We start from the raw sequence: 20,000 nt of genomic DNA, 5'->3' as shown, positions 1-20,000 counted from the left end.
CTGGCGGGAGCAAGCGCCCTCGCCACAAGGTTTTCCGGCCCTTTCACGCGCCGAAAAAAAAGATCAACAGCCGCGCCGGTGACGGCTGTCCGGCGACCTGCCCCAAAACAGCCAAAATCCCCCTTGCACCGCCCTCTCGCCGCTAACGTCGCCGATGTTGGCGCCTTCGGCAGTTCATCGCCAGTTGGCGCGCAAAAGCCGCGAACGTGCAGGTATTTTTAACACTCGGGAATTCTTCGGGAACATCGGCCCGTCATCTGTGTCGGCTACAAAAGGACAGGCCGACAACGCACGTCAGACAAGTGCAAAAACGCGACATTTTTTGTTGATCTCAGCCCCCTCACCGCCTAAAGTTCGCGCCGAACGTCCATGCTGGAAACGATCCATCCGGCTCAAGTACTGACGACGAGACAGCAAGGCCAAGGGCAGATTTCCCATGGCCTTTTTGCTTTCGGCGACATGCCTTGGGAAGTAGGCGAACCAAAGTGGGGATACGGAGGACGTTCATATGCACCCATTGATTACCAACGTTTGCCATCAGGAGCTCCCAACGCATGTCGATTAACGTCGAAGACTATTTCGCGCGCGAAACCTTTCAGAAAATGAAGGCGTTCGCCGACCAGAAAGAAACCCCGTTCGTGATGATCGATACCCAGATGATCGCCCAGGCCTACGACGACCTGCGCGCCGGGTTCGAATTCGCCAAGGTCTACTACGCGGTCAAGGCCAACCCGGCCGTGGAGATCATCGACCTGCTGCACAAAAAAGGCTCGAGCTTCGACATCGCCTCGATCTACGAGCTGGACAAGGTGCTGGGCCGCGGCGTCAACCCAGCCAACATCAGCTACGGCAACACCATCAAGAAGTCCAAGGACATCCGCTACTTCTACGAGAAGGGCGTGCGCCTGTATGCCACCGACTCCGAAGCCGACCTGCGCAACATCGCCAAGGCCGCCCCGGGCTCCAAGGTCTACGTGCGCATCCTCACCGAAGGCTCCACCACCGCCGACTGGCCGCTGTCGCGCAAGTTCGGCTGCCAGACCGACATGGCCATGGACCTCTTGATCCTGGCCCGCGACCTGGGCCTGGTGCCTTACGGCGTGTCGTTCCACGTCGGTTCCCAGCAGCGCGACATCAGCGTCTGGGACGCGGCCATCGCCAAGGTCAAGGTGATTTTCGAGCGCCTTAAAGAAGAAGACGGCATCGAACTGAAGCTGATCAACATGGGCGGTGGCTTCCCGGCCAACTACATCACCCGCACCAACAGCCTGGAAACCTACGCCGAGGAAATCATCCGCTTCCTCAAGGAAGACTTCGGCGACGACCTGCCGGAAATCATCCTCGAGCCGGGTCGTTCGCTGATCGCCAACGCCGGCATCCTGGTCAGCGAAGTGGTGCTGGTGGCGCGCAAGTCGCGCACCGCCGTGGAACGCTGGGTATACACCGACGTGGGCAAGTTCTCCGGCCTGATCGAAACCATGGACGAGTCCATCAAGTTCCCGATCTGGACCGAGAAGAAAGGCGAAGTGGAAGAAGTGGTGATTGCCGGCCCGACCTGCGACAGCGCCGACATCATGTACGAGAACTACAAGTACGGCCTGCCGCTGAACCTGGCCATCGGCGACCGCCTGTACTGGCTCTCCACCGGTGCCTACACCACCAGCTACAGCGCCGTGGAGTTCAACGGCTTCCCACCGCTGAAGTCGTATTACGTATAAAGGCAGCGGCAAGCGCTTAGCTGCAAGTAAAAGCCCATGAGCAGTCATGGGCTTTTTTGTGGGCTGCGCTTACCGATCTTCCCTGACGTGCCAGATACGCAGGATGGACAAGGTCATGCCTTGAATCTCGTAACGCATCTCATAGCGCCCCACCAGCAGACGTCGCACATCCCGTGGCCTGAACTCTTCCAACTGCTCTCCCAATCGAGGGTTATGTAGAAGAGTGTCGGGGGCCTGTACCAGGGATTGGACAGTCAGTGCGGCAGAGGAGCGATTGACCTGGGCAAGAAACTCGAAAAGACGGGCCAGCTCGGAAAGCGCCTTGCTCGTCCAATCCAGCTGTCTCATTTCGGCAGCGGCAGAGGACTATCACCCGACAAGCTCTGCGCCCAGGCCTGCACAGCCTGGTGATCGATAACCCTACCGGCATCCACATCAGCCAGGGCCTCAAGAGTCAGGCGCCGACGCTCCTCCTCCTGGTCTACCCAGGCAACCAGCGCCTGCTTGACGATCCAAGCACGCGAACGCTCCAGGCGCGAGGCCAACTGGTCAACCTTGTTGGCCAGATCCAAAGGAATATGTGCAGTCAGCACTTTTGTCGCGGGCATGAGGCAAGACCTGCATCAGAATGATTGAAAGCGATTAGCTTTGAATCATGGTGATTTATATCAAGGCAGCCAGCCGCTCGGCATCCCGCTCATCACCCAGTTGCGCCGCACGCTGGTGATAGGCCAGGGCCAACTGGCGGATCTCGGGATGGCGGGCATCAAGCAGTGCGCCACGGGCCACCCGGAGGAAATTCAGGTTGCCGCCGACCAGGGCCCGTTGCAGCCACTCCACCGCTTCGCCAACACGCCCGGCCTCGGCCAGCACCGCGGCGTAACTGAACTGCCCACGAAAGTCACCGCCCTCGGCCGAGCGACGATACCAATCCCGAGCCGCCTGGGGATCGGCCGGGCAAACCAGCCCCTCTTCCAGATAACGCCCCAGCAAGTTCATCGACTTGGCATGGCCCAGTTGCGCGGCGCGCTGGTAGCAGGCCAGGGCCCGACCGTGGTCCTGGGGCACGCCACGACCGGTGGCCAGCAGGTTGGCGTAGTTGTACAGACCCCAGTCCAGGTCGGCTGCCGCGGCCTGGCGGTAATGCTCGGCAGCGACGCCTGGGTCCGCCGGGCAGCCCCAGCCGTGTTCATGACAACGGCCGAGCATGTTGCGCGCCATCAGGTGCCCGCGCTGGGCGGCGATGCCGAACCAGCGCAGGGCCAGGGCCTGGTCCTGCTCGATGCCGCGACCATCGAGCAGGATCTGCCCCAGCAGCGCCTGGGCGTCCACCAGGCCTTCGCCAGCGGCCAGCAGGATCGCCTGGGCGGCGCGGGCCGGGCTCTCTTCGAGCATGGCGCTCAGTTGCCCGCCATCGAGGCTTTCCTCGCGGCGCAGTCGAAAAGCCATGGCCTAGACCTCGACCCAGCGGCGCAGCAGGTTGTGATAGGTGCCGGTCAGGCGGATCAGCGATGGGTGTTCGGGCAGGTCCCGGGTCAGCTCCTGGATCGCCCCGTCCATCTCGAACAACAGCGCCCGCTGGCTGTCTTCGCGCACCAGGCTCTGGGTCCAGAAGAACGAAGCGTAGCGGGCGCCCCGGGTCACCGGGTTGACCTTGTGCAGGCTGGTGCCGGGGTACAGCACCAGGTCGCCGGCCGGCAGCTTGACCCGCTGCACACCGTAGGTGTCCTGGATCTCCAGCTCACCGCCGTCGTAGTCCTCCGGGTCGCTGAAGAACAGGGTCGAGGACAGGTCGGTGCGCACCCGCTCGGCGCTGCCCTTGGGCTGGCGCACGGCATTGTCGATATGGAAGTCGAAACTGCCACCTGCGGTGTAGCAGTTGAACAGCGGCGGGAACACCTTGTGCGGCAAGGCGGCGGACATGAACAGCGGGTTCTGCCATAACCGTTCGAGCATCGCCTCGCCGATCTCCCGGGCCAGCGGATGGCCCTCGGGCAGTTGCAGGTTGTGCTTGGCCTTGGCCGACTGGTAGCCGGCGGTGATCTTGCCGTCCGCCCAATCCGCCTGCTCCAGGGCTCGGCGGATGCGCCCTACCTCATCACGGGTGAACACGCCGGGGATGTGCAGCAACATGGCCAGGTACCTGGAAGCCGAAAGTGCGGCAATGGTATTGATTCTTATTGACTGTGTAAAACGCCCGGGACGGATGGGAATGCAAAAACCGTAAAGATAAATTGTAAAGAATGTAAATTCAGTGCGAATAGCAATATTTCGCAATTGATAACGAATGCTCGCATCCCCTATATTCCGCGGCCTCAAAACCTCGGGGAGGGGACAAGACATGACACGCCAACCACCATTATCCGCTGTCAGTTCGCCACGTCTGCTGGCATCGGCCATCGGCGTCGCCATCACCGCCGGCTCCGCCGCGCACATGGTCCAGGCCGCCGAGGACACCGGCAAGAAAGCCTCGGGAGCAATTGCCCTGGAAGCCACCAGCATCACTGGCGAGGCCCAGGACGCGACGTCCTACCAGGTGGAAAAGGCTTCTTCGCAGAAGTACACCGCGCCGCTGGTGGATACTCCTCGTTCGGTAACTGTCATTCCCCAGCAAGTTCTCAAGGACACGGCGGCGACCTCGTTGCAAGACGCACTGCGTACCGTTCCAGGTATCACCTTCGGTGCTGGCGAAGGTGGCAACCCCCAGGGCGATCGCCCGTTCATTCGTGGTTTCGATGCCCAGAGCGACACCTTCCTGGATGGCGTGCGTGACGCTGGCGGCCAAAGCCGCGAAATCTTCGATATCGAATCGGTGGAAGTCAGCAAGGGCCCGAACTCCTCGTTCGGTGGACGTGGCTCGGCCGGTGGCAGCCTGAACCTGGTGAGCAAGCTGCCCAAGCAGCAGGACTTCCTCAACGGCGGCTTCACTTATGGCTCCGACCAGACTCGCCGCTACACCCTCGACGTCAACCGCCAGTTCCTCGAAGGCGCGGCGTTCCGTCTGAACCTGATGAGCCACGAGCAGAACGTCGCGGGTCGTGATTCCATCAACTACGACCGCTGGGGTGTCGCACCTTCCCTGACCTTCGGCCTGGGCAGCCCTACCCGGGTCAACCTCAGCTACTACCATATGGAAAGCGACGACCTGCCGGACTCGGGCATTCCCTACGGCTACAGCTCGGCAACCGCCACCGCCCACGGTCACGACAAACCCACCGACGGCGGCGACAGCAACAACTTCTATGGTCTAAAGCATCGGGACTTTCGCAAGACTCGCGCCGATATCAGCACCCTCTCCATCGAGCATGACCTGAACGACAACATGACGCTGAAAAATACCCTGCGTCATGGCAACACCGGCCAGGACTACATCCTCACTCAGCCGGACGACAGCAAGTTCAACGTCAACAAGTACGGCACCGTCTGGCGTCGCGCCAACAGCCGGGTATCGACCACGGAAACCACCACCAACCAGACCGATCTGTTTGGCGAGTTCCATGCCCTGGGCTTCAAGCACAACTACTCCACCGGTCTTGAGTTCACCGGCGAAGAAACCCGGGTGAGCAGCTACACCGTTTCCCCCAACTCCAACCCCACTTGCACCCCTGGCAAGACGAGTGGCGGCAACTGCACATCCCTGGGCAATCCAAACCCGAATGACGACTGGACCGGCTCCAGCGAACGCAACTACTACGGCACCAATACCAAGGCCACCAGCCGTGCCGCCTATGCCTTCGACACCATCGAACTGGATCCGCAATGGCTGTTGAACCTGGGTGTGCGCTACGACACCTTCGACACTGAAGCCAACACCAACGCGGTCAAGGGCCGGAGCAAGATCAAGAGTGACAGCCAGTTCTGGAACTGGCAGGCCGGACTGGTCTGGAAACCGGCTGATAACGGCAGCATCTACGCTTCCTACGCCACCTCGGCCAACCCTGCCGGTGGCGTACTCGATGGCGCCCCCGACAACCCCTTGTCGGCAGGCCTGGCCACCAGCGACCTGAAGCCCGAGGAAACCGTCAACTACGAGTTGGGTACCAAGTGGGACGTACTGAACAACCGCCTCTCGCTGACCGCCGCGGTGTTCCGTACCGAGAAAAAGAACACTCGCATCCTGGTGGACTCCATGACCTACCAGAACGCTGGTGAATCCCGCGTCGACGGTATCGAACTGGGCGCCAGCGGCAAGATCACCGACAAATGGCAGGTCTTCGCCGGCTACAGCTACTTGAAAAGCGAACTGGTGGATGCCGGCCTGAACGGGCGTAACGGCGTAGTGAGCGCCGGTTCCAACAAAGGCAACCAGATGCCCAACACGCCGAAGAACAGCTTCAGCCTGTGGACAACTTACGACGTCACCTCGAAGTTCACCGTCGGTGGCGGTGCCTTCTATGTCGACGACGTGTATGGCGACCCCGCGAATACTGTCTACGTACCGTCCTACACCCGCTACGACGCCATGGCCAGCTACAAGCTGACCAAGAACGTCGATCTGCAACTGAACGTGCAGAACCTGACGGACAAGACCTACTACGACAAGGCCTACGCGGCGCACTTCGCCAACCAGGCCCCAGGCCGTACCGCCCTGATGAGTGCCAACTTCCACTTCTGATCGGTAACGACACCCTGTGGCCCCGGCCATAGGTGCCCAAGCCCCATGCACCCGCTGCCTGGGGCTTTTGCCTGTAAAGAAGAATGCTTCTCGCTCACACACGGCATAATGCGCGCCGTGTTTCACCTCTTCGGACGAACAAGGCGGTCGATGTGTTGAAGAAAACCCTGTTCCAGCTGCACTGGTTCTTCGGCATCAGCGCCGGGCTGGTCCTGGCCCTGATGGGCATCACCGGGGCCACGGTGTCGTTCGAGGATGAGATCCTGCGCGCGCTCAACCCCTCGGTGCTGCAGGTCGACAAGCGGCCCGCCGGCACCCTGCCGCCGGCCGAGCTGGTGGCCAAGCTCCAGGCGGCCGAGGGCAAGGACGTGTCCATGCTCTGGGTCGAGACCGACAGCGGCAATGCCGCGCGGGTGTTCTACACCCCGCCGCCCGGGGAGCGCCGTGGGCAGATGCGCTACTTCGACCCCTACACCGGCCAGTTCACCGGCGAGGCCGTGGGCCAGGGCTTCTTCGGCTTCATGCTGCAACTGCACCGGTTCCTGGCCATGGGCGACAGCGGCCGGCAGATCACCGGCGCCTGCACCCTGATCCTGATCTTCTTCTGCCTGTCCGGGTTGTACCTGCGCTGGCCGCGCCAGGTCGCCAGCTGGCGCGCCTGGCTGACCCTGGACTGGGCCAAGCAAGGCCGGGCCTTCAACTGGGACCTGCACGCGGTATTCGGCACCTGGTGTTTGGTGTTCTACCTGTTGTTCGCCCTCACCGGTTTGTACTGGTCGTACGAGTGGTACAGCAAGGGGCTGACCCGCCTGCTGTCCGACTCGCCACACAGCGAGCGCGCCCGGGGCGGGCGTGGCGGCCCGCCGGCCAAGGGCCCGGCCCCGGTGGCCGACTACAACGCCATGTGGAGCAGCATCTACAGCGCCGCCGGCAAGGACCTTAGCGCCTACAACGTGCGCATGCCGCCCGTGGCCGGGCAGCCGGCGACGGTGTTCTACCTGCTCAAGGACTCGCCCCACGAGCGCGCCCTGAACCAGATCACCCTGGACCCGGCCACCGGCGTCATCAGCCGGCACGAGCGCTACGCCGACAAGCGCTTCAAGGCGCAATTGCTGACCAGCGTCTACGCCCTGCACGTGGGCAGCTACTTCGGCCTGGTGGGGCGCATCGTGCTGACCCTGGCCTCGCTGTGCATGCCGCTGTTCTTCATCACCGGCTGGTTGCTGTACCTGGATCGCCGGCGCAAGAAGCGCCAGATCAAGGACGCCCGCCAGGGCCTGGAACAGGCCCCCGATGATGCCCACGGCTGGCTGATCGGCTTTGCCAGCCAGAGCGGTTTCGCCGAACGACTGGCCTGGCAGACCGCCGGGCAATTGCAGGCCGCCGGCATCGGCGCCCGTGTCCGCCCGCTGGCCAGCCTGGACGAGCAGGACCTGCGCAGTGCCCAGCGGGCGTTGTTCGTGGTCAGCACCTTCGGCGATGGCGAGGCCCCGGATAGCGCCCGGGGCTTCGAGCGCAAGCTGCTGGGCCGCGAGCTGGCCCTCGACGGCCTGGAATACGCAGTGCTGGGCCTGGGCGACCGCCAGTACCCGCAGTTCTGCGGTTTCGCCCGGCGCTTGCACACCTGGCTGTCGAACCAGGGCGCCAGCAGCCTGTTCACCCCGGTGGAAGTCGACAATGGCGACAGCTACGCCCTGCGCCACTGGCAACAACAACTGGGCCAGCTCACCGGCCATGCCCCGGTGGACCTGTGGCAGGCCCCGGCTTTCGCCAACTGGACCTTGAGCCAGCGCCGCCTGCTGAACCCCGAGAGCAGCGGCTCCGGGGTCTACCTCCTGCAACTGCAGCCGCCCGGCACCAGCAGCTGGCTGGCCGGCGACCTGGTGGAAGTCATGCCGCGCAACTGCCCGTGGCTGGTGGAGCACTTCCTCGAGGGCCTGGGGCTTTCCGGCGAGAGCCCGGTGCAGCTCGACGGCCTGGAAGAGAGCCTGGAGCAGGCCCTGGGCAGCCGCCAGCTACCGGAGAATCGCGCCCACCTGGTGGGCCTGCATGCCCAGGCCCTGGTGGATGCGCTGGTGCCGCTGACCCCGCGCGAATACTCCATCGCCTCGATCGCCGCTGACGGCTGCCTGGAACTGCTGGTGCGCCAGGAACGCCACGCCGACGGCAGCCTGGGCATCGGCTCCGGCTGGCTTACCGAGCACCTCCAGGTAGGCGCGAGCATCAGCCTGCGGGTGCGCCGCAACAGTGGTTTCCACCTGCCGGCCGATCCCTGCCCACTGATCCTGCTGGGTAACGGCACCGGCCTGGCTGGGCTGCGCAGCCTGCTCAAGGCGCGGATCGCCGAGGGCCAGCAACGCAACTGGCTGCTCTTTGGCGAGCGCAACGCCGAGCATGATTTCTACTGCAAGGACGAGCTGCAGGAATGGCTGGCCCGGGGCGACCTGAGTCGCCTGGACCTGGCCTTCTCCCGCGATCAGGAACAGAAGATCTACGTCCAGGATCGCCTGCGCGAAGCCGCCGCGACCTTGCGACAGTGGCTCGACGACGGCGCCGCGCTCTACATCTGCGGCAGCCTGCAAGGCATGGCCTCGGGGGTGGACCAGGTGCTCAACGAGCTGCTGGGCGCCGAACAGGTCGAGCGCCTGATCGAACAAGGCCGCTACCGTCGCGACGTCTACTGACCTACCCATGGGCCATAGGCGTGCATCAGGCCGGTTGCAGCGTGCGCTCGAACACCGCCACGCCATCGAGATCACGCAGGATCACGCTCATCTGCGCCGTCTGGCCATCGATCTGCACCTCGCCAAAGAACTGGAACCCGGCGAACGGCGAGGCGTTCTGGGTCGGCGGCGCCTTCTGGAACACCACCTCGGGGCCGAAGGTCTTGTCCAACACGTTGGGCCCGAAGCTGCCGGCATTCAATGGGCCGGCGACGAACTCCCAGAACGGCTCGAAATCCTGGAACGCCGCCCGGTCCGGGTGGTAATGGTGGGCCGCGCAGTAATGCACGTCGGCGGTCAGCCACACATGGTTGCGCACCCGGTGCTTGCGCAGGTAGGCCAGTAACTCGGCGATCTCCAGCTCGCGGCCCTGGGCCGGGCCCGGGTCGCCGTTGGCGATCGCCTCCCAGCGCGCCACGCCGGGGCTGACCTCGCCGTCGGGCACGCCCAGGCCGATGGGCATGTCCGCCGCCACCACCTTCCACTGCGCCTGGGAATCCTTGAGCTCGCGCTTGAGCCAGTCCAGTTGCTCACGGCCGAGGAACGGCTTCTCGCCGCCGAGGTTGTCATCGTTGGGCCCGCGATAGCTGCGCATGTCCAGCACGAACACATCCAGCAACGGCCCGTAGCTGAGCTTGCGATAGATGCGCCCGCCACCGTCGGCGCTCTGCCGGCGCATCGGCGCATATTCCAGCCAGGCCTGGCGCGCACGGCCCACCAGGGTCTGGATGTCCTTGACCAGGTAGCGCTCGTCCAGCTGCTTGCTCGGCGACCAGTTGTTGACCACCTCGTGGTCGTCCCACTGCCAGATCTGCGGCACCTCGGCGTTGAACCGGCGCAGGTTCTCGTCCAGCAAGTTGTAGCGATAGTTGCCGCGATATTCGTCCAGGGTCTCGGCCACCTTGCTCTTGGCCTCGGTGGTGATATTGCGCCAGATGCGCCCACCCTCGGTGGTCAATTGAGCCGGCACCGGGCCATCGGCGTAGATGGTGTCGCCGCTGTGGATAAAAAAATCCGGCAGGCGCAGGCGCATCGCCTCGTAGATACGCATGCCGCCGATGTCCGGGTTGATGCCGAAACCCTGGCCGACGGTGTCGCCGCTCCAGACGAAACGGATATCCCGGCGCTGGCTCGGGGCACTGCGCAAATGGCCGAACCAGGGTTCGCTGGCCACCCCGGTGCGGGCGTCCTCGAAGGTCACCCGGTAGAAGATCGCCTGGTTGACCGGCAGCCCGCTCAAGTCCACCCGGGCGGTGAAGTCGGTGCGGGCATCGGCCAGCGGCGACACCAGGCGCCGCGGGTTGGTGAACATGCTGCGGGTATCCCACTCCACCACCATCCGCGCCGGGCGGTCGCTGCGGCTCCAGATGATCGCCCGATCGCCCTGCAAGTCCCCGGACTGCACGCCATCGGTGAGCTTGGGCCGATCCTTGACCGAAGCGATCACCGCCGGCGCCAGGCTGGGCAGCAACAGCCCCGCCCCGGCGATTTGCATGATCCGTCGACGGCCGAGGTTGAACTCGCTCATGGTGACTCCCTGACATGGTCAAAAGAGGCCACCTTAGCCAGCGGCGATGAAGGGGATGTGACAAAGACGCGCCCGGCCCGAGAGTCCCAGGCCGGCCCGCGACGGGTGCAGCGGGTCTCTCAAGCTGCCTCTACGGCAGTAACGGGTGCCGATGGATTGATGATGGATTGTGTGTTGCCTGCCTGTTCGGCAATCGAGATAAACAGCACCGAAGGACGCTGAAGGACTGGTTTCTTAGCTGCCTATGCGGCAGTGAACGAGGACTACACCGATGAACTGGTGGACGCCGATTTCTTAGCTGCCTATACGGCAGTGAACAATGTAATCGCCCATTACTTGCTGACCTTAACTTTCTTAGCTGCCTATACGGCAGTGAACTCTCTGCCAGCGCTTGCTGCTCGTTAGTCATATTTCTTAGCTGCCTATACGGCAGTGAACCGGCCACGCTGCTTGGCCATCTTGCTGCTGATTTTCTTAGCTGCCTATACGGCAGTGAACCCGGAGGCCGACGCCAGCAGCGGGCCCCGACTTTTCTTAGCTGCCTATACGGCAGTGAACATGCTGGGCCATCCACATGTTCGGCGCGATCTTTTCTTAGCTGCCTATACGGCAGTGAACAGGCCGATGCGCCCTGGTGCTGGGGAGTACCATTTCTTAGCTGCCTATACGGCAGTGAACTAGAGCACTTTCTCTATAACTTCCTGAATTTCAAAAGAAAGGCCGTTAAAGGTTGCTGTACACCCTTTTTCTGAAGCGCTTTGTAAGTCATTGATTTTACAAAGCGCTCCACTGCACCCGGAAAAAAGGGTCAGAACCAGGGCACTGTCGCGCTGGAGCTCAGGCCATAGCCGTTGAACGTGCCGGGCTGGGGTTGTTCGAGCAACGGGCCGTGGCGGATGAACAGGTTGAACAGCTGATGGCTGGTCTGGCTGCGCATCACCGCGAACGGCAGGTCGCAACGTTTCGCCGCGCTGTCGGGCAGGCGCTGGCGGGCTTCGTCCTCGGTCAACCCATGGCGCTTGATCAGGCGGCGACGCAGGCGTGCCGGACTGCTGTCCACCTGTACCCGGCTGACATGGCGATGCTGCACCGGCGTCGGCACCGAGCAGGGCTGGCCGATCTGTACATGGTCACGCATACCGGTCAGCCAATCGATGGCCAGCAACTGGTCCAGGGCCTGGCGATTGCCGTGGATGCGCAGGTGCGAGCCCAGGTGCCTGATCGGCCGCCGGGTATCGGGAAAGCTGATGCCGATATCGTTGCGCCGCAGATCATGCAGGGCCCGATGGAATTTATTGAGCAAGGCGCTCATCAACTGCGGCTCGGGAAACTCCGGGTCCGGCAGCAGTTTCAAATCCAGGTAATGGTCCATGGCTCAACCTGCCTCGCCGAACACGCCGCCGCGAATCAGGGTGGCGATCACGAAGTGCTGCTGTTCCAGCGCGGGTACTCGATCCTTGAGCACCCAGCTGTCCAGCAGGGTGTAGAAATCGTCCTGGCTGCCGCGGGGCTGGCGATAGGCCTTGCCCTGGGTGGTCACCGAGCCATAGGGTTCCACGGCGATCGGTCCGTTGCTGTCGGCGCCCTGGTACCAGGTGTCGATGCTGCGCAAGGCATTGCCGACTTTCTGCGAGTGGATGCCGGCGATGTTGCCCACGCTGTACAGCGTCTTGCTCTTGTCTCCGCGCCCACGGTCCAGGATCAGCTCCTGGGACGGGAACACTTCCTGCCCGGCGCCCATGCGCGCGTAGGCCGTGATGCGCAGCAGCACATGCTGTTCGCCGGCCAGGCCCCGGGCAATCAAGCCAGCCAACGACTGCAAGGCCTCGCCCTGCTCACCGGCAGCGTCGAACTGACGCAAGGACAGGCTCAGGCTGTCGAAGCGCCATTGCGTCGCTGCCTGGCCCTCCACCAGATGCTCGACCTCCACCTCGACCTGCTCGGCGCCAATGCGGTTGCGCCACAGGAAGCGGCCATTGGCCAGGTTATGGGCGTAGCGGCGGGCCAATTCGCCGAAGCCATTGGCCTGGACATACCCCTGTACAGTCTCGAGCAGTTTCTGCCGGTAGGCGAAATCGTTGCAGGCCGAAGGCTGGCCAGTACCGGCCAGCACCCGCAGGGTGAAGCTGACCCGCAGGGTGTCGGCATCATGCGGCAGGGTCGCCACGTCCACAGTTTGCAGATTGGGGCTTTCAATGGCGGCATCCAGCTTGGCTGGGTCCAGCTCCTTGGCCTTGAGTCGGTTGGAAATGGTTCCGCGTACGGATTTTTCCCGCACCACCACCGGCTCCCACTGACTGCGCGACTGCCAGTCGCCGGCATGGAACAGCGCATCGGAAGGGTCCAGCTTGCGCTCGAAGGCCAGGACCGAAGCGGTTTTCAGGGCGTCATTGCTCATGTTCGAACTCCTTTGCAATCAGTCGAAGTGCGCCAGCGATGGCGCGCGGTAGTCATTGCGGCAGCGGTACAGGCCCTGGTCGCTGCGAGAGTCGGCGTACCAGAGCAGTTGTTGTGGCGATTGCAAACGGTGTGGGCTGATCCACTGCCCGATGCCATAGAGGTTTTCCACGAAGCGAAAGGCCGTTTGCGAGTCGCGAGCCCGGGCCACCGTGCCCGGCGCCTGCAAGGCGGTGAGCGCGCCATAACCCACGGGGATCGGCACCAGCCAGCCGAGGTCGGCGCGGTCGTTGCGCCACTGCACCGGCCCTGACGCGTCCCCGTCTGCGCCGGGGGCCACGCTGGACCAGTTGATCCGTGACAGCGACAGCCAGGCGTCCAACACCGAAGCCCCGGGTTGCCTGGCTTGCAGATCGCGATGGCGTTGCTCCAGCAGGTCCTGGCGCTCCACCAGGGTGAAGCCCGGCAGCAGGCGCAACTTGGCCTGGTAGAACAACACGTCCCGTGCCTCTTCATCCCCCGTCATGGGGATCGAATAGGGCTGTTGCTGGCCCTGGGGGGCACGGGAGGGAATCAGGCTGCCGCCAGCAATACGCATCTGCAGCAAAAGCTCCCGCACTTGGCGGGCGACGGTACTTTCCTTGTCGTCAAGGGCCTGGCTCTGGACCGCGAATACCAGGCTGATGCGCAGATGGACCCGCCCTTCCTCGACAATCGCGGCGGTGCTGCCATCGCGATTGAGGGGATTGCGAGTCAGGCGCAGGGTGTTGACGAAATCACCATCGGTGACCTGTTCTTCGTGATCGTGGACCACCACACCCACCGCGTTGAATTGCAGATCCAGGCCCGTATCGACCGTCTTGCGTTCCAGGGCCCACATCAGCCCGAGAAAGGCGGTGATCGACGGAAAGCCATGGGTCAGCGGGCTGGAAAGGCTATTGGCGTTCTGTACTTGCAGGTGAGGGATGACCAGCAGGTGCTCGAAATGTGGGCACTCAGCCATGGCGCACCTCCTGTTCCGCCACCTCATGGGTAGCGCATGAGATCTCGGCATCGACCACCGCCTGCCGCGCCCAATGCGCCTGTTCGGTATCGCCCACCGGCAGGCCCCGTTGCAGCAGGATGGCATTCAACCAGTGGCCGAAACGCTGGGCGATCTCGTCCGGCCAACGGCGTTGGGCGAAGGCCGCAGCGAAGGCCTGGTCCGCGTCCTGGTGGTCATCACCCGGTGCCAACTGCGCGCGTTGCGGGTCGAGCCAGAGTTGTTCGCACAGCGGCAGCTGGCAGTGCCGATCACGGCTCCAACCAGGAGGTAAAGAGGCCCGCAAGCTCAGGCCAAAGGCCGCCAACGCCCGGCCCAGGGCGCGCTCTATACGTTCACGTTGAGCCCGAGTGCGCAGGCTGCGCGCCGGATCGGCTTGCAGCAGGAGGCAGAGGGCCTCGATCAGCTCGCCCATGTCTTCGAAACGCCGCAGGCGACTGAACACCGACTCCAGGTGCAGCAGGTTGCCCGGATGCTGCTGGCGCCATTTAGGGGGCAAGGACGCCAGCAAGTAATTCACTCCGCCACGCTCACTGTTGAGCTGGCTGATGTTTTGCGGCTTGGTCCCGCCGAGCTTGCGTATCACCAGTTGTGGATAGTCGCGATAGATTCCGTCGTGGGCTTGACGCTGGCGCCGGGCCTGGCGCGCCGCCTGGTTGCGCTCCCCAAAACGTGCATCGTTGATATCGGCATGGACCGCATGGACCAGGCTGCTGGGAAACATCGGTTGCAACAGTTCGAAACCGGCATCGTCGCCAGGCTCGCCCGACACGCACCAGAACACCTGCTTGGCCATGGCGTGGGAACTCAAGGTCTGATGGGGGCGAACCAGGCCCTTGAAGGCTTCGGCCCAACTTTGCGCCAGGGCCGGGTCCGGGCTCAGGGCGGCCAACAGGTCGGCATCGTCCTCCAGCAGCCAGTCCAGTAGCCGACGTTGATCCACCTCCAGCCTGAGGAACTTGTAGACATCCAGCGCGGAGGCGTTGCCGACGATGTCCTGCGCGTAGTCGCTACCCAGCATGTGGCTGCCGACTTCCCGGTGCCGCGGCAATGTTTGCGGAGCGACATGCAGGCTGCTGCCGCGAGCGTCGGGATGGGTGGCCTTGAGCACATGGGTGACGGCCTGGATCTGCCCTACTCGACGGGCCGCGTCGGCGAGCCAGGTGGCGTATTCATATTTTGCGGCGTTGAGCGCATCACTGGCCTCAACGCCTTTCAGTTTTGCGTCCCGCCGTTCCTGGACGAACGCGGTGATGGCGTAACGGAAAAGCAGGATGCGCGGTAACTGATCCGATCCTTCGTTCATGTCTCCTCCCTGTAGAAAATACGGCTTGATGACCCATCTCTAACGGCTGCAAGTGGCACCTGGCCACTACCGCTTTCTAGCAAACCCCAATACCGGATGAAAGCGCCAGCCATTGGTGCTGTCGCTCAACTTGACCGCCGTAAAGCGCTCGGCGCAGGCCCGCAACGACAGGCCTTGAATGTCCGCCTGCTCGACCAGCAGCGACAACAGCTCATGCCGCCCCCACGGGCTGATGCCTGGGCCGGACAGTGCCTCCAGATCGATTTCCTGCAACAACGAAGACGTCGGCAGATAGAGGTCTGGCGTACGAAACCCGGGCTGCTCATGAATACGGTGCAAGACCAAGCGTTCTTCATCGTCATCGGGCAACCACAGCAACTCTGTCTCCCTGATGGTGTTTTCACGAAAAGGCTGGTGCTGGGGCAAGGCCCAGGTCAGGGCCGCCCTGGGGTATTGCCAGGCACAGGCCGCGTCCAGATCGAAAACCACCGGCTTGACCCCGCGTGGGGCCGGTTGGCCTGCGCGGCTGCGATCCTTGGGCAACATCTGTGCGCTGAGCCGCGCCTGCTCCAGGTCCACCAGGTTGTGCCGTGGACGCCACGCCTGGCTGGCCCTGGGCTGGATGCGCGGGCGGGCGCTGAGCTCCTGGTAGTCGGCCGGATCCAGCAGCTGCCCGAGGCGATGGCTGGCCAGGCGCAGGGGGTGATCCGGCTGGCGGCTGTCATGCTCGAAACCCGGGCGGATGAACGCTGCGGCTCCTGGCTGCTCGAAATGCCGCAGGTTGCTATCGAAGATAAAAATATTGGCGTGCCGGCACGGCTGCTGGCGGTGGCGCTGTACCCGCCCGGCCAGCTGGATCAGCGAACGCATCGATGAGGGTTCGACCACGGCCCAGTCGTAGTCATGGTCGCGCCCGACTTCAGTGACCGGCGAACCCAGGACCACGAACAGATGTTCCTCTTCGGGGTACTGGTCGAGCAGCTGGCGGATCTGTGGTTGGTCATAAACCGCGCCCGGCTGGCGACGGTCCAGGCAGGTGTCCAACTGCGCCTCGATGGCCGAGCGCAGTAGCAGCGGGAACCGCGAGTGGTAGACGCACAGATGAATGCGCTGGCCGGCAGGTGCACCGAGAGCGAACAGGGCCAGGGCGACCTCGAACAGCGGTTCGATATTGGCCATGCGCACCAGGCCAAAACTGACGCGCTTGCCACTGTGCGGGCACACCTCGGCATGCCGGGCATGGGCCTGCAACATCGTGGTTCGAACCTGCTCGGCGAATGTCCGGCGTATGTCCGCCACTGGCTGCGCGCCCATGCTCAAGGCAACCAGTTCGCCACGCCGCCTGGGCTCGATACACCCGAGCGCCTGCACCCGCTGATCGACGAAGGTCCGATGCTGTTGGCTGAAGGTCTCGGCGTCGTGGCAGTTGAAGGGCTGGGCCGTGAACTCATCGACCCACAGGCACGGGATCTCATCAGGCGTGTCGAGCGCTCCACGATTGCGCCGATAGTGCCGGCGCCCGGCGCCATAGGCCTGGAACATCCCCTGCACCAGGGCCGCTGGCAGGGTCGCCGACGACAACAGCACCCGCGTGCCCAGCAAACCCGCCCAGTACACCAGGCGCGTCAGGGCCGGCAGGTCGGCCAGGTCGAAATCATCCAGTTCATCGAGCACCAGGTCGCTGCTGAGCAAGCGCAACATCGGTGCAATCTGCCGCCCGGCCCTTTGCGCTTCGGTGGCGGGCATCAAGTGATCGATGGTACAGACCAGCATGGGCGCATTGAGCAACGCGGTGATCTGGGGCTGGTTCACCACCTTGGACAACAGGCCGTGGGCGGCCAGCGAGCCCTCGTAGCGCACATGGCTGTCTTCTTCGATCAGGGCCTGGGTCGAAGCTGAACCGCTGGCTTCGGCCCGGGCCTGGTAATGCTCGAACAACGCCCGGCTGGTGCAGCCGCCAACCCGGATGGCCAGGCCGTCGTCGCCCAGGTTCAGTAGCTGGCGGTAGCTGTTGCCGGTCTGCAAGGTCAGGCTGCGCAGCCCCAGGGCGAAGGTGCAACGCATGCCGGCCTGGGGGTCGGCCAGGGCATGCATGATCCGTGCATTGGCCAGGGTCTTGCCGCATCCGGTAGAGGCCATGTTGACGATAAAGGCGCCTTGTCGCTGCGACTGGCCACGCAAGCCGGTCGCTGCATCCACCGCCTGGTCCTGCCAGGCAAAACGCCCGGAGCCACTGCGCTTGCGCAAGCCTGCATGACGCGCCAAGCGCGGCAGGCGCCGCTCGAAATCGGGCAAGCCATGGACGATGCTGCGGGTCATGCGGGCAACCCCGAGCAAGTGTTCATCCAGGGGCTGCTTGAGCTGGCCATCGCTATGAGTATTGGCGAACACCAGGCCCTGGTTATCGCCCCTGACTCGCTGATTGGACGCCGGCGGCAGGCTGGAATAGTGATGATCAGCCAACATCAGGCTCATCCGCGCCAGGTGCATCACATAAGGGTTGTCCAGCCAATCGTTATGCCCGGGTTTGGCCTGCAGCACCCACAACCGCTGGGCGATCTTGGCCGCCTGGGCCCGCCACTGGGGATAGACCACGGGCAGGCCGTGCTCGAATTGCCAGAACGCCTCGACCTCGTTGAGCGGCGCCGAACGACTGCACTCGTTCCACTCGTGGGTGATGCCCTCGATCAGGTTGTCCAGCATCGCGGGATTGAAGCGCGCGGACTTCTTGCCCAGCCACGACTGCTCGCCATCACCGGCCTCGTTCCAGCTGGGCAGCGTCGGCAAGCGATGATGGCTGACCACCAGCCAAGCCACGGCAGCCGCCAAGGGCGCGAGCTGCTTGAATGGCGGCGTCGTGGCATCGAGCCCGTCCCGCTGAAACCGCCCGGCAGCCAGCCAAGCCTGATCATCCTCGGCACTGGGCGAGGCCAAGCGCCGGAGCCAGGCAGGGTCATCGTCCGTCCCGACAAAGGCCAGGAACAGCCGCAGCGATACCCACTCATGGCGATACAGGTTGTGTGCCAGGCCGCGGCGCCGCAGCTTCTGCTGGAAGGCCCGGCTGGCCTTGCCCAAGTCATGCAGCAGCGCCGCCAACTGCGCCAGCAGCGAGATGTCTTGGGCGGTGTGCCAGCCCTTGTTCGCGGCACGACGCGACAAGCCTGGCCTTCGAGCGCGTTTGCCATGAAGCGTTGTTTCTAGAGTCGCGGAGTGGATGTCTTCCATGAAATACAACCGCCTGCTGCATCGTCCATTGAGCGCTAGCGGTTATAAGCAATGTCCGATTGTTCGTCCATGGCGTATTGGAAGTTCAAATAGAGGGCATGAAGGCACGCACCAAGCCCCGGCAAACAGCAAGCAGCCCCTACTGGTGCCAGGGTTTGCGGGCACAAGGCCAAGGTAAAGCAAAGGTTATGGCGAGCTGCCCACGAGCCCATGACTGAAGATCTTGGCCGGCAGATTCCGGGCTCTCCAAGGCGTCCCGCTGATGAAGTCGAACACTGGGCACTGGGGCGAGAAAGCGCCCCAGCGGGAGCACGCTCCCTCGCCATAGGTGGTGCGTATTCAGTCAGGGGAAAGACGATGGCCATCGAGCAACGCATCCACCACGCCGCGAGCCATCTCCACAGAATGCACCAGGGACCAGATCAACCCACGCTCGACGCCGCTGGCCTGCTCGGTGATCTCATCGGACACCTCCTCGGCAGCCTTGAGCAACATGGACACATGGACCAGGGCCTCCTCGGCACTGATACCGGAGCGGACGTTGAACAACGAATCGCGACCCACAGGCGCGGCGACCGTGGGTTTCAGCGTCCGGATCAGCGAGCCGGTACGGGTGTTCATCAGCGCATGGAGAATCACCTCGTTGGCCCGGTCATGCTCCGGGTTGCGACGTGAAACAGAAGAGAAAACGGGGGGATCGGGAACGAGCCTTTTCATGGTGGCACTCCTGACTATGGAGCTTTCACCCATCGCTGCTAAACGGAGGGTGGCAGCTGGACGCGGGTTAGCAGACCAGGCAGTCAGGCAAGCCCAGCGCACCCGAAGGTGCCCCGCGTACAGCTGCCATAACGCATTGACCAGCATTCGCATGCTGGTCGGATGGAGATGGAGCTTGGCGTGCCTGAGTTTGGTCGGGCTGCTAAACCCGGTCACTGATGACCAGTGACGACCGGAGACTAGCCAGCGGATTCGTCAGGCACAAGCGCACCGGAGTCTCTCGGAAACCCCTTACAAAAGAAAGAGACTTGGATGGGTTTTGAGCCTGTCGAAGGCTAAGAAAGGCCACAAAATCTTCGGCGGACTCACGATCCAGGCGGCCGCTGCGCGCCCGTACGCAGCCTCCGGCAGCGGCTACACGAAGCGGTCCTGTAGCCGCTGTCGAGCCACGGCGAGGCTGCGACAAGGGCCGAAGGACCTTCAGCGCATTCAAGACCCAGCGGCCGCTACGCGCCCGTACGCAGCCTTCGGCAGCGGCTACACGAAACGATGTCAAACACGCACACCCAACACCCGCGATGCGCCGCCCGGTAGGGCGCGCCGTACGCTGGTGATCTTGATTCACCCGCCCCCTGGGAAGGCCGAGTGCAGGTGCTTATCAGGGGAATGGCGCGCAGCGCCCCTCGACGCAGTCGAGGACATCGCTGGAAGCGATGCCCCCTGAGAAGT

General features: G+C 63.5%; 14 protein-coding genes and 1 CRISPR repeat array. Of the genes, 3 read left to right on the top strand and 11 right to left on the bottom strand.

Features of this window, described 5'->3' with window-relative positions; translation table 11 throughout:
* Window positions 1-554 precede the first annotated feature (554 nt).
* On the top strand, window positions 555-1,718 hold the full coding sequence (locus H7A76_RS14265) for a type III PLP-dependent enzyme (protein ID WP_185699083.1): 1,164 nt from the start codon (window positions 555-557) through the stop codon (window positions 1,716-1,718).
* A gap of 69 nt (window positions 1,719-1,787) precedes the next feature.
* On the opposite strand, the gene H7A76_RS14260 is transcribed toward H7A76_RS14265, so the two are convergent.
* The 4 genes from H7A76_RS14260 to H7A76_RS14245 are packed head-to-tail and all read right to left on the bottom strand — an operon-like array spanning window position 1,788 to window position 3,851.
* Complete coding sequence (locus H7A76_RS14260) at window positions 1,788-2,066, bottom strand: type II toxin-antitoxin system RelE/ParE family toxin (protein ID WP_185699082.1); 279 nt, start codon at window positions 2,064-2,066, stop codon at window positions 1,788-1,790.
* A complete protein-coding gene (locus H7A76_RS14255) occupies window positions 2,063-2,326 on the bottom strand; it encodes a CopG family ribbon-helix-helix protein (protein WP_085596340.1) in 264 nt (87 codons plus the stop codon). Before H7A76_RS14255 ends, H7A76_RS14260 begins: the two co-directional genes overlap by 4 nt.
* Before the next feature lie 55 nt (window positions 2,327-2,381).
* On the bottom strand, window positions 2,382-3,167 hold the full coding sequence (locus tag H7A76_RS14250; RefSeq protein ID WP_185699081.1) for a tetratricopeptide repeat protein: 786 nt from the start codon (window positions 3,165-3,167) through the stop codon (window positions 2,382-2,384).
* Between the two features lie 3 nt (window positions 3,168-3,170).
* On the bottom strand, window positions 3,171-3,851 hold the full coding sequence (locus tag H7A76_RS14245) for a Fe2+-dependent dioxygenase (protein WP_185699080.1): 681 nt from the start codon (window positions 3,849-3,851) through the stop codon (window positions 3,171-3,173).
* Between the two features lie 208 nt (window positions 3,852-4,059).
* Between H7A76_RS14245 and H7A76_RS14240 the strand changes: the two genes are divergently transcribed.
* Window positions 4,060-6,333, top strand: a complete 2,274-nt coding sequence (locus tag H7A76_RS14240; RefSeq protein ID WP_185699079.1) for a TonB-dependent receptor — start codon at window positions 4,060-4,062, stop codon at window positions 6,331-6,333.
* A gap of 152 nt (window positions 6,334-6,485) precedes the next feature.
* The gene (locus H7A76_RS14235) at window positions 6,486-9,017 is read left to right on the top strand and encodes a sulfite reductase flavoprotein subunit alpha (protein ID WP_185699078.1); all 2,532 of its coding nucleotides are present in this window, start codon (window positions 6,486-6,488) and stop codon (window positions 9,015-9,017) included.
* Between the two features lie 25 nt (window positions 9,018-9,042).
* On the opposite strand, the gene H7A76_RS14230 is transcribed toward H7A76_RS14235, so the two are convergent.
* The 7 genes from H7A76_RS14230 to H7A76_RS14200 all read right to left on the bottom strand — a co-directional run bounded on the left by H7A76_RS14230 (window position 9,043) and on the right by H7A76_RS14200 (window position 19,271).
* A complete protein-coding gene (locus tag H7A76_RS14230) occupies window positions 9,043-10,584 on the bottom strand; it encodes an alkaline phosphatase (protein ID WP_185699077.1) in 1,542 nt (513 codons plus the stop codon).
* Between the two features lie 230 nt (window positions 10,585-10,814).
* A CRISPR array of direct repeats spans window positions 10,815-11,262; the repeat unit is 28 nt; unit sequence TTTCTTAGCTGCCTATACGGCAGTGAAC.
* Window positions 11,263-11,392: 130 nt separating this feature from the next.
* Window positions 11,393-11,956 carry a type I-F CRISPR-associated endoribonuclease Cas6/Csy4 gene (cas6f, locus tag H7A76_RS14225; RefSeq protein ID WP_185699076.1) on the bottom strand — a complete coding sequence of 188 codons (564 nt, stop codon included), beginning with the start codon at window positions 11,954-11,956 and terminating at the stop codon, window positions 11,393-11,395.
* 3 nt (window positions 11,957-11,959) lie between these two features.
* A complete protein-coding gene (gene csy3, locus H7A76_RS14220) occupies window positions 11,960-12,982 on the bottom strand; it encodes a type I-F CRISPR-associated protein Csy3 (protein WP_185699075.1) in 1,023 nt (340 codons plus the stop codon).
* 18 nt (window positions 12,983-13,000) lie between these two features.
* Window positions 13,001-13,984: a type I-F CRISPR-associated protein Csy2 gene (gene csy2, locus H7A76_RS14215; protein WP_185699074.1), complete on the bottom strand. Its 984-nt coding sequence runs from the start codon at window positions 13,982-13,984 to the stop codon at window positions 13,001-13,003.
* Window positions 13,977-15,329: a type I-F CRISPR-associated protein Csy1 gene (gene csy1 / locus H7A76_RS14210; protein WP_185699073.1), complete on the bottom strand. Its 1,353-nt coding sequence runs from the start codon at window positions 15,327-15,329 to the stop codon at window positions 13,977-13,979. Before csy1 ends, csy2 begins: the two co-directional genes overlap by 8 nt.
* Before the next feature lie 66 nt (window positions 15,330-15,395).
* Window positions 15,396-18,488 (bottom strand): type I-F CRISPR-associated helicase Cas3f, encoded by a 3,093-nt coding sequence (cas3f, locus tag H7A76_RS14205; protein WP_185699072.1) that lies wholly within the window; start codon window positions 18,486-18,488, stop codon window positions 15,396-15,398.
* Between the two features lie 405 nt (window positions 18,489-18,893).
* Window positions 18,894-19,271, bottom strand: coding sequence for a hypothetical protein (locus tag H7A76_RS14200; RefSeq protein ID WP_185699071.1), 378 nt, complete (start codon window positions 19,269-19,271; stop codon window positions 18,894-18,896).
* Between the last annotated feature and the right edge of the window lie 729 nt (window positions 19,272-20,000).

Origin of the sequence: Pseudomonas sp. MSSRFD41, assembly GCF_014230245.1 — a bacterium.
Lineage (GTDB): Bacteria > Pseudomonadota > Gammaproteobacteria > Pseudomonadales > Pseudomonadaceae > Aquipseudomonas > Aquipseudomonas piscis.
The sequence above is the reverse complement of the archived record's forward strand: the minus strand, read 5'-3'. Positions and strand labels throughout refer to the sequence as shown.

What these genes read in the sequence shown, in the direction of transcription:
- H7A76_RS14265 (WP_185699083.1), top strand. Translation starts at nt 555, where the DNA reads ATGTCGATTAACGTCGAAGACTATTTCGCGCGCGAAACCTTTCAGAAA.
- H7A76_RS14260 (WP_185699082.1), bottom strand. Translation starts at nt 2,066, where the DNA reads ATGAGACAGCTGGATTGGACGAGCAAGGCGCTTTCCGAGCTGGCCCGT.
- H7A76_RS14255 (WP_085596340.1), bottom strand. Translation starts at nt 2,326, where the DNA reads ATGCCCGCGACAAAAGTGCTGACTGCACATATTCCTTTGGATCTGGCC.
- H7A76_RS14250 (WP_185699081.1), bottom strand. Translation starts at nt 3,167, where the DNA reads ATGGCTTTTCGACTGCGCCGCGAGGAAAGCCTCGATGGCGGGCAACTG.
- H7A76_RS14245 (WP_185699080.1), bottom strand. Translation starts at nt 3,851, where the DNA reads ATGTTGCTGCACATCCCCGGCGTGTTCACCCGTGATGAGGTAGGGCGC.
- H7A76_RS14240 (WP_185699079.1), top strand. Translation starts at nt 4,060, where the DNA reads ATGACACGCCAACCACCATTATCCGCTGTCAGTTCGCCACGTCTGCTG.
- H7A76_RS14230 (WP_185699077.1), bottom strand. Translation starts at nt 10,584, where the DNA reads ATGAGCGAGTTCAACCTCGGCCGTCGACGGATCATGCAAATCGCCGGG.
- cas6f (WP_185699076.1), bottom strand. Translation starts at nt 11,956, where the DNA reads ATGGACCATTACCTGGATTTGAAACTGCTGCCGGACCCGGAGTTTCCC.
- csy3 (WP_185699075.1), bottom strand. Translation starts at nt 12,982, where the DNA reads ATGAGCAATGACGCCCTGAAAACCGCTTCGGTCCTGGCCTTCGAGCGC.
- csy2 (WP_185699074.1), bottom strand. Translation starts at nt 13,984, where the DNA reads ATGGCTGAGTGCCCACATTTCGAGCACCTGCTGGTCATCCCTCACCTG.
- csy1 (WP_185699073.1), bottom strand. Translation starts at nt 15,329, where the DNA reads ATGAACGAAGGATCGGATCAGTTACCGCGCATCCTGCTTTTCCGTTAC.
- H7A76_RS14200 (WP_185699071.1), bottom strand. Translation starts at nt 19,271, where the DNA reads ATGAAAAGGCTCGTTCCCGATCCCCCCGTTTTCTCTTCTGTTTCACGT.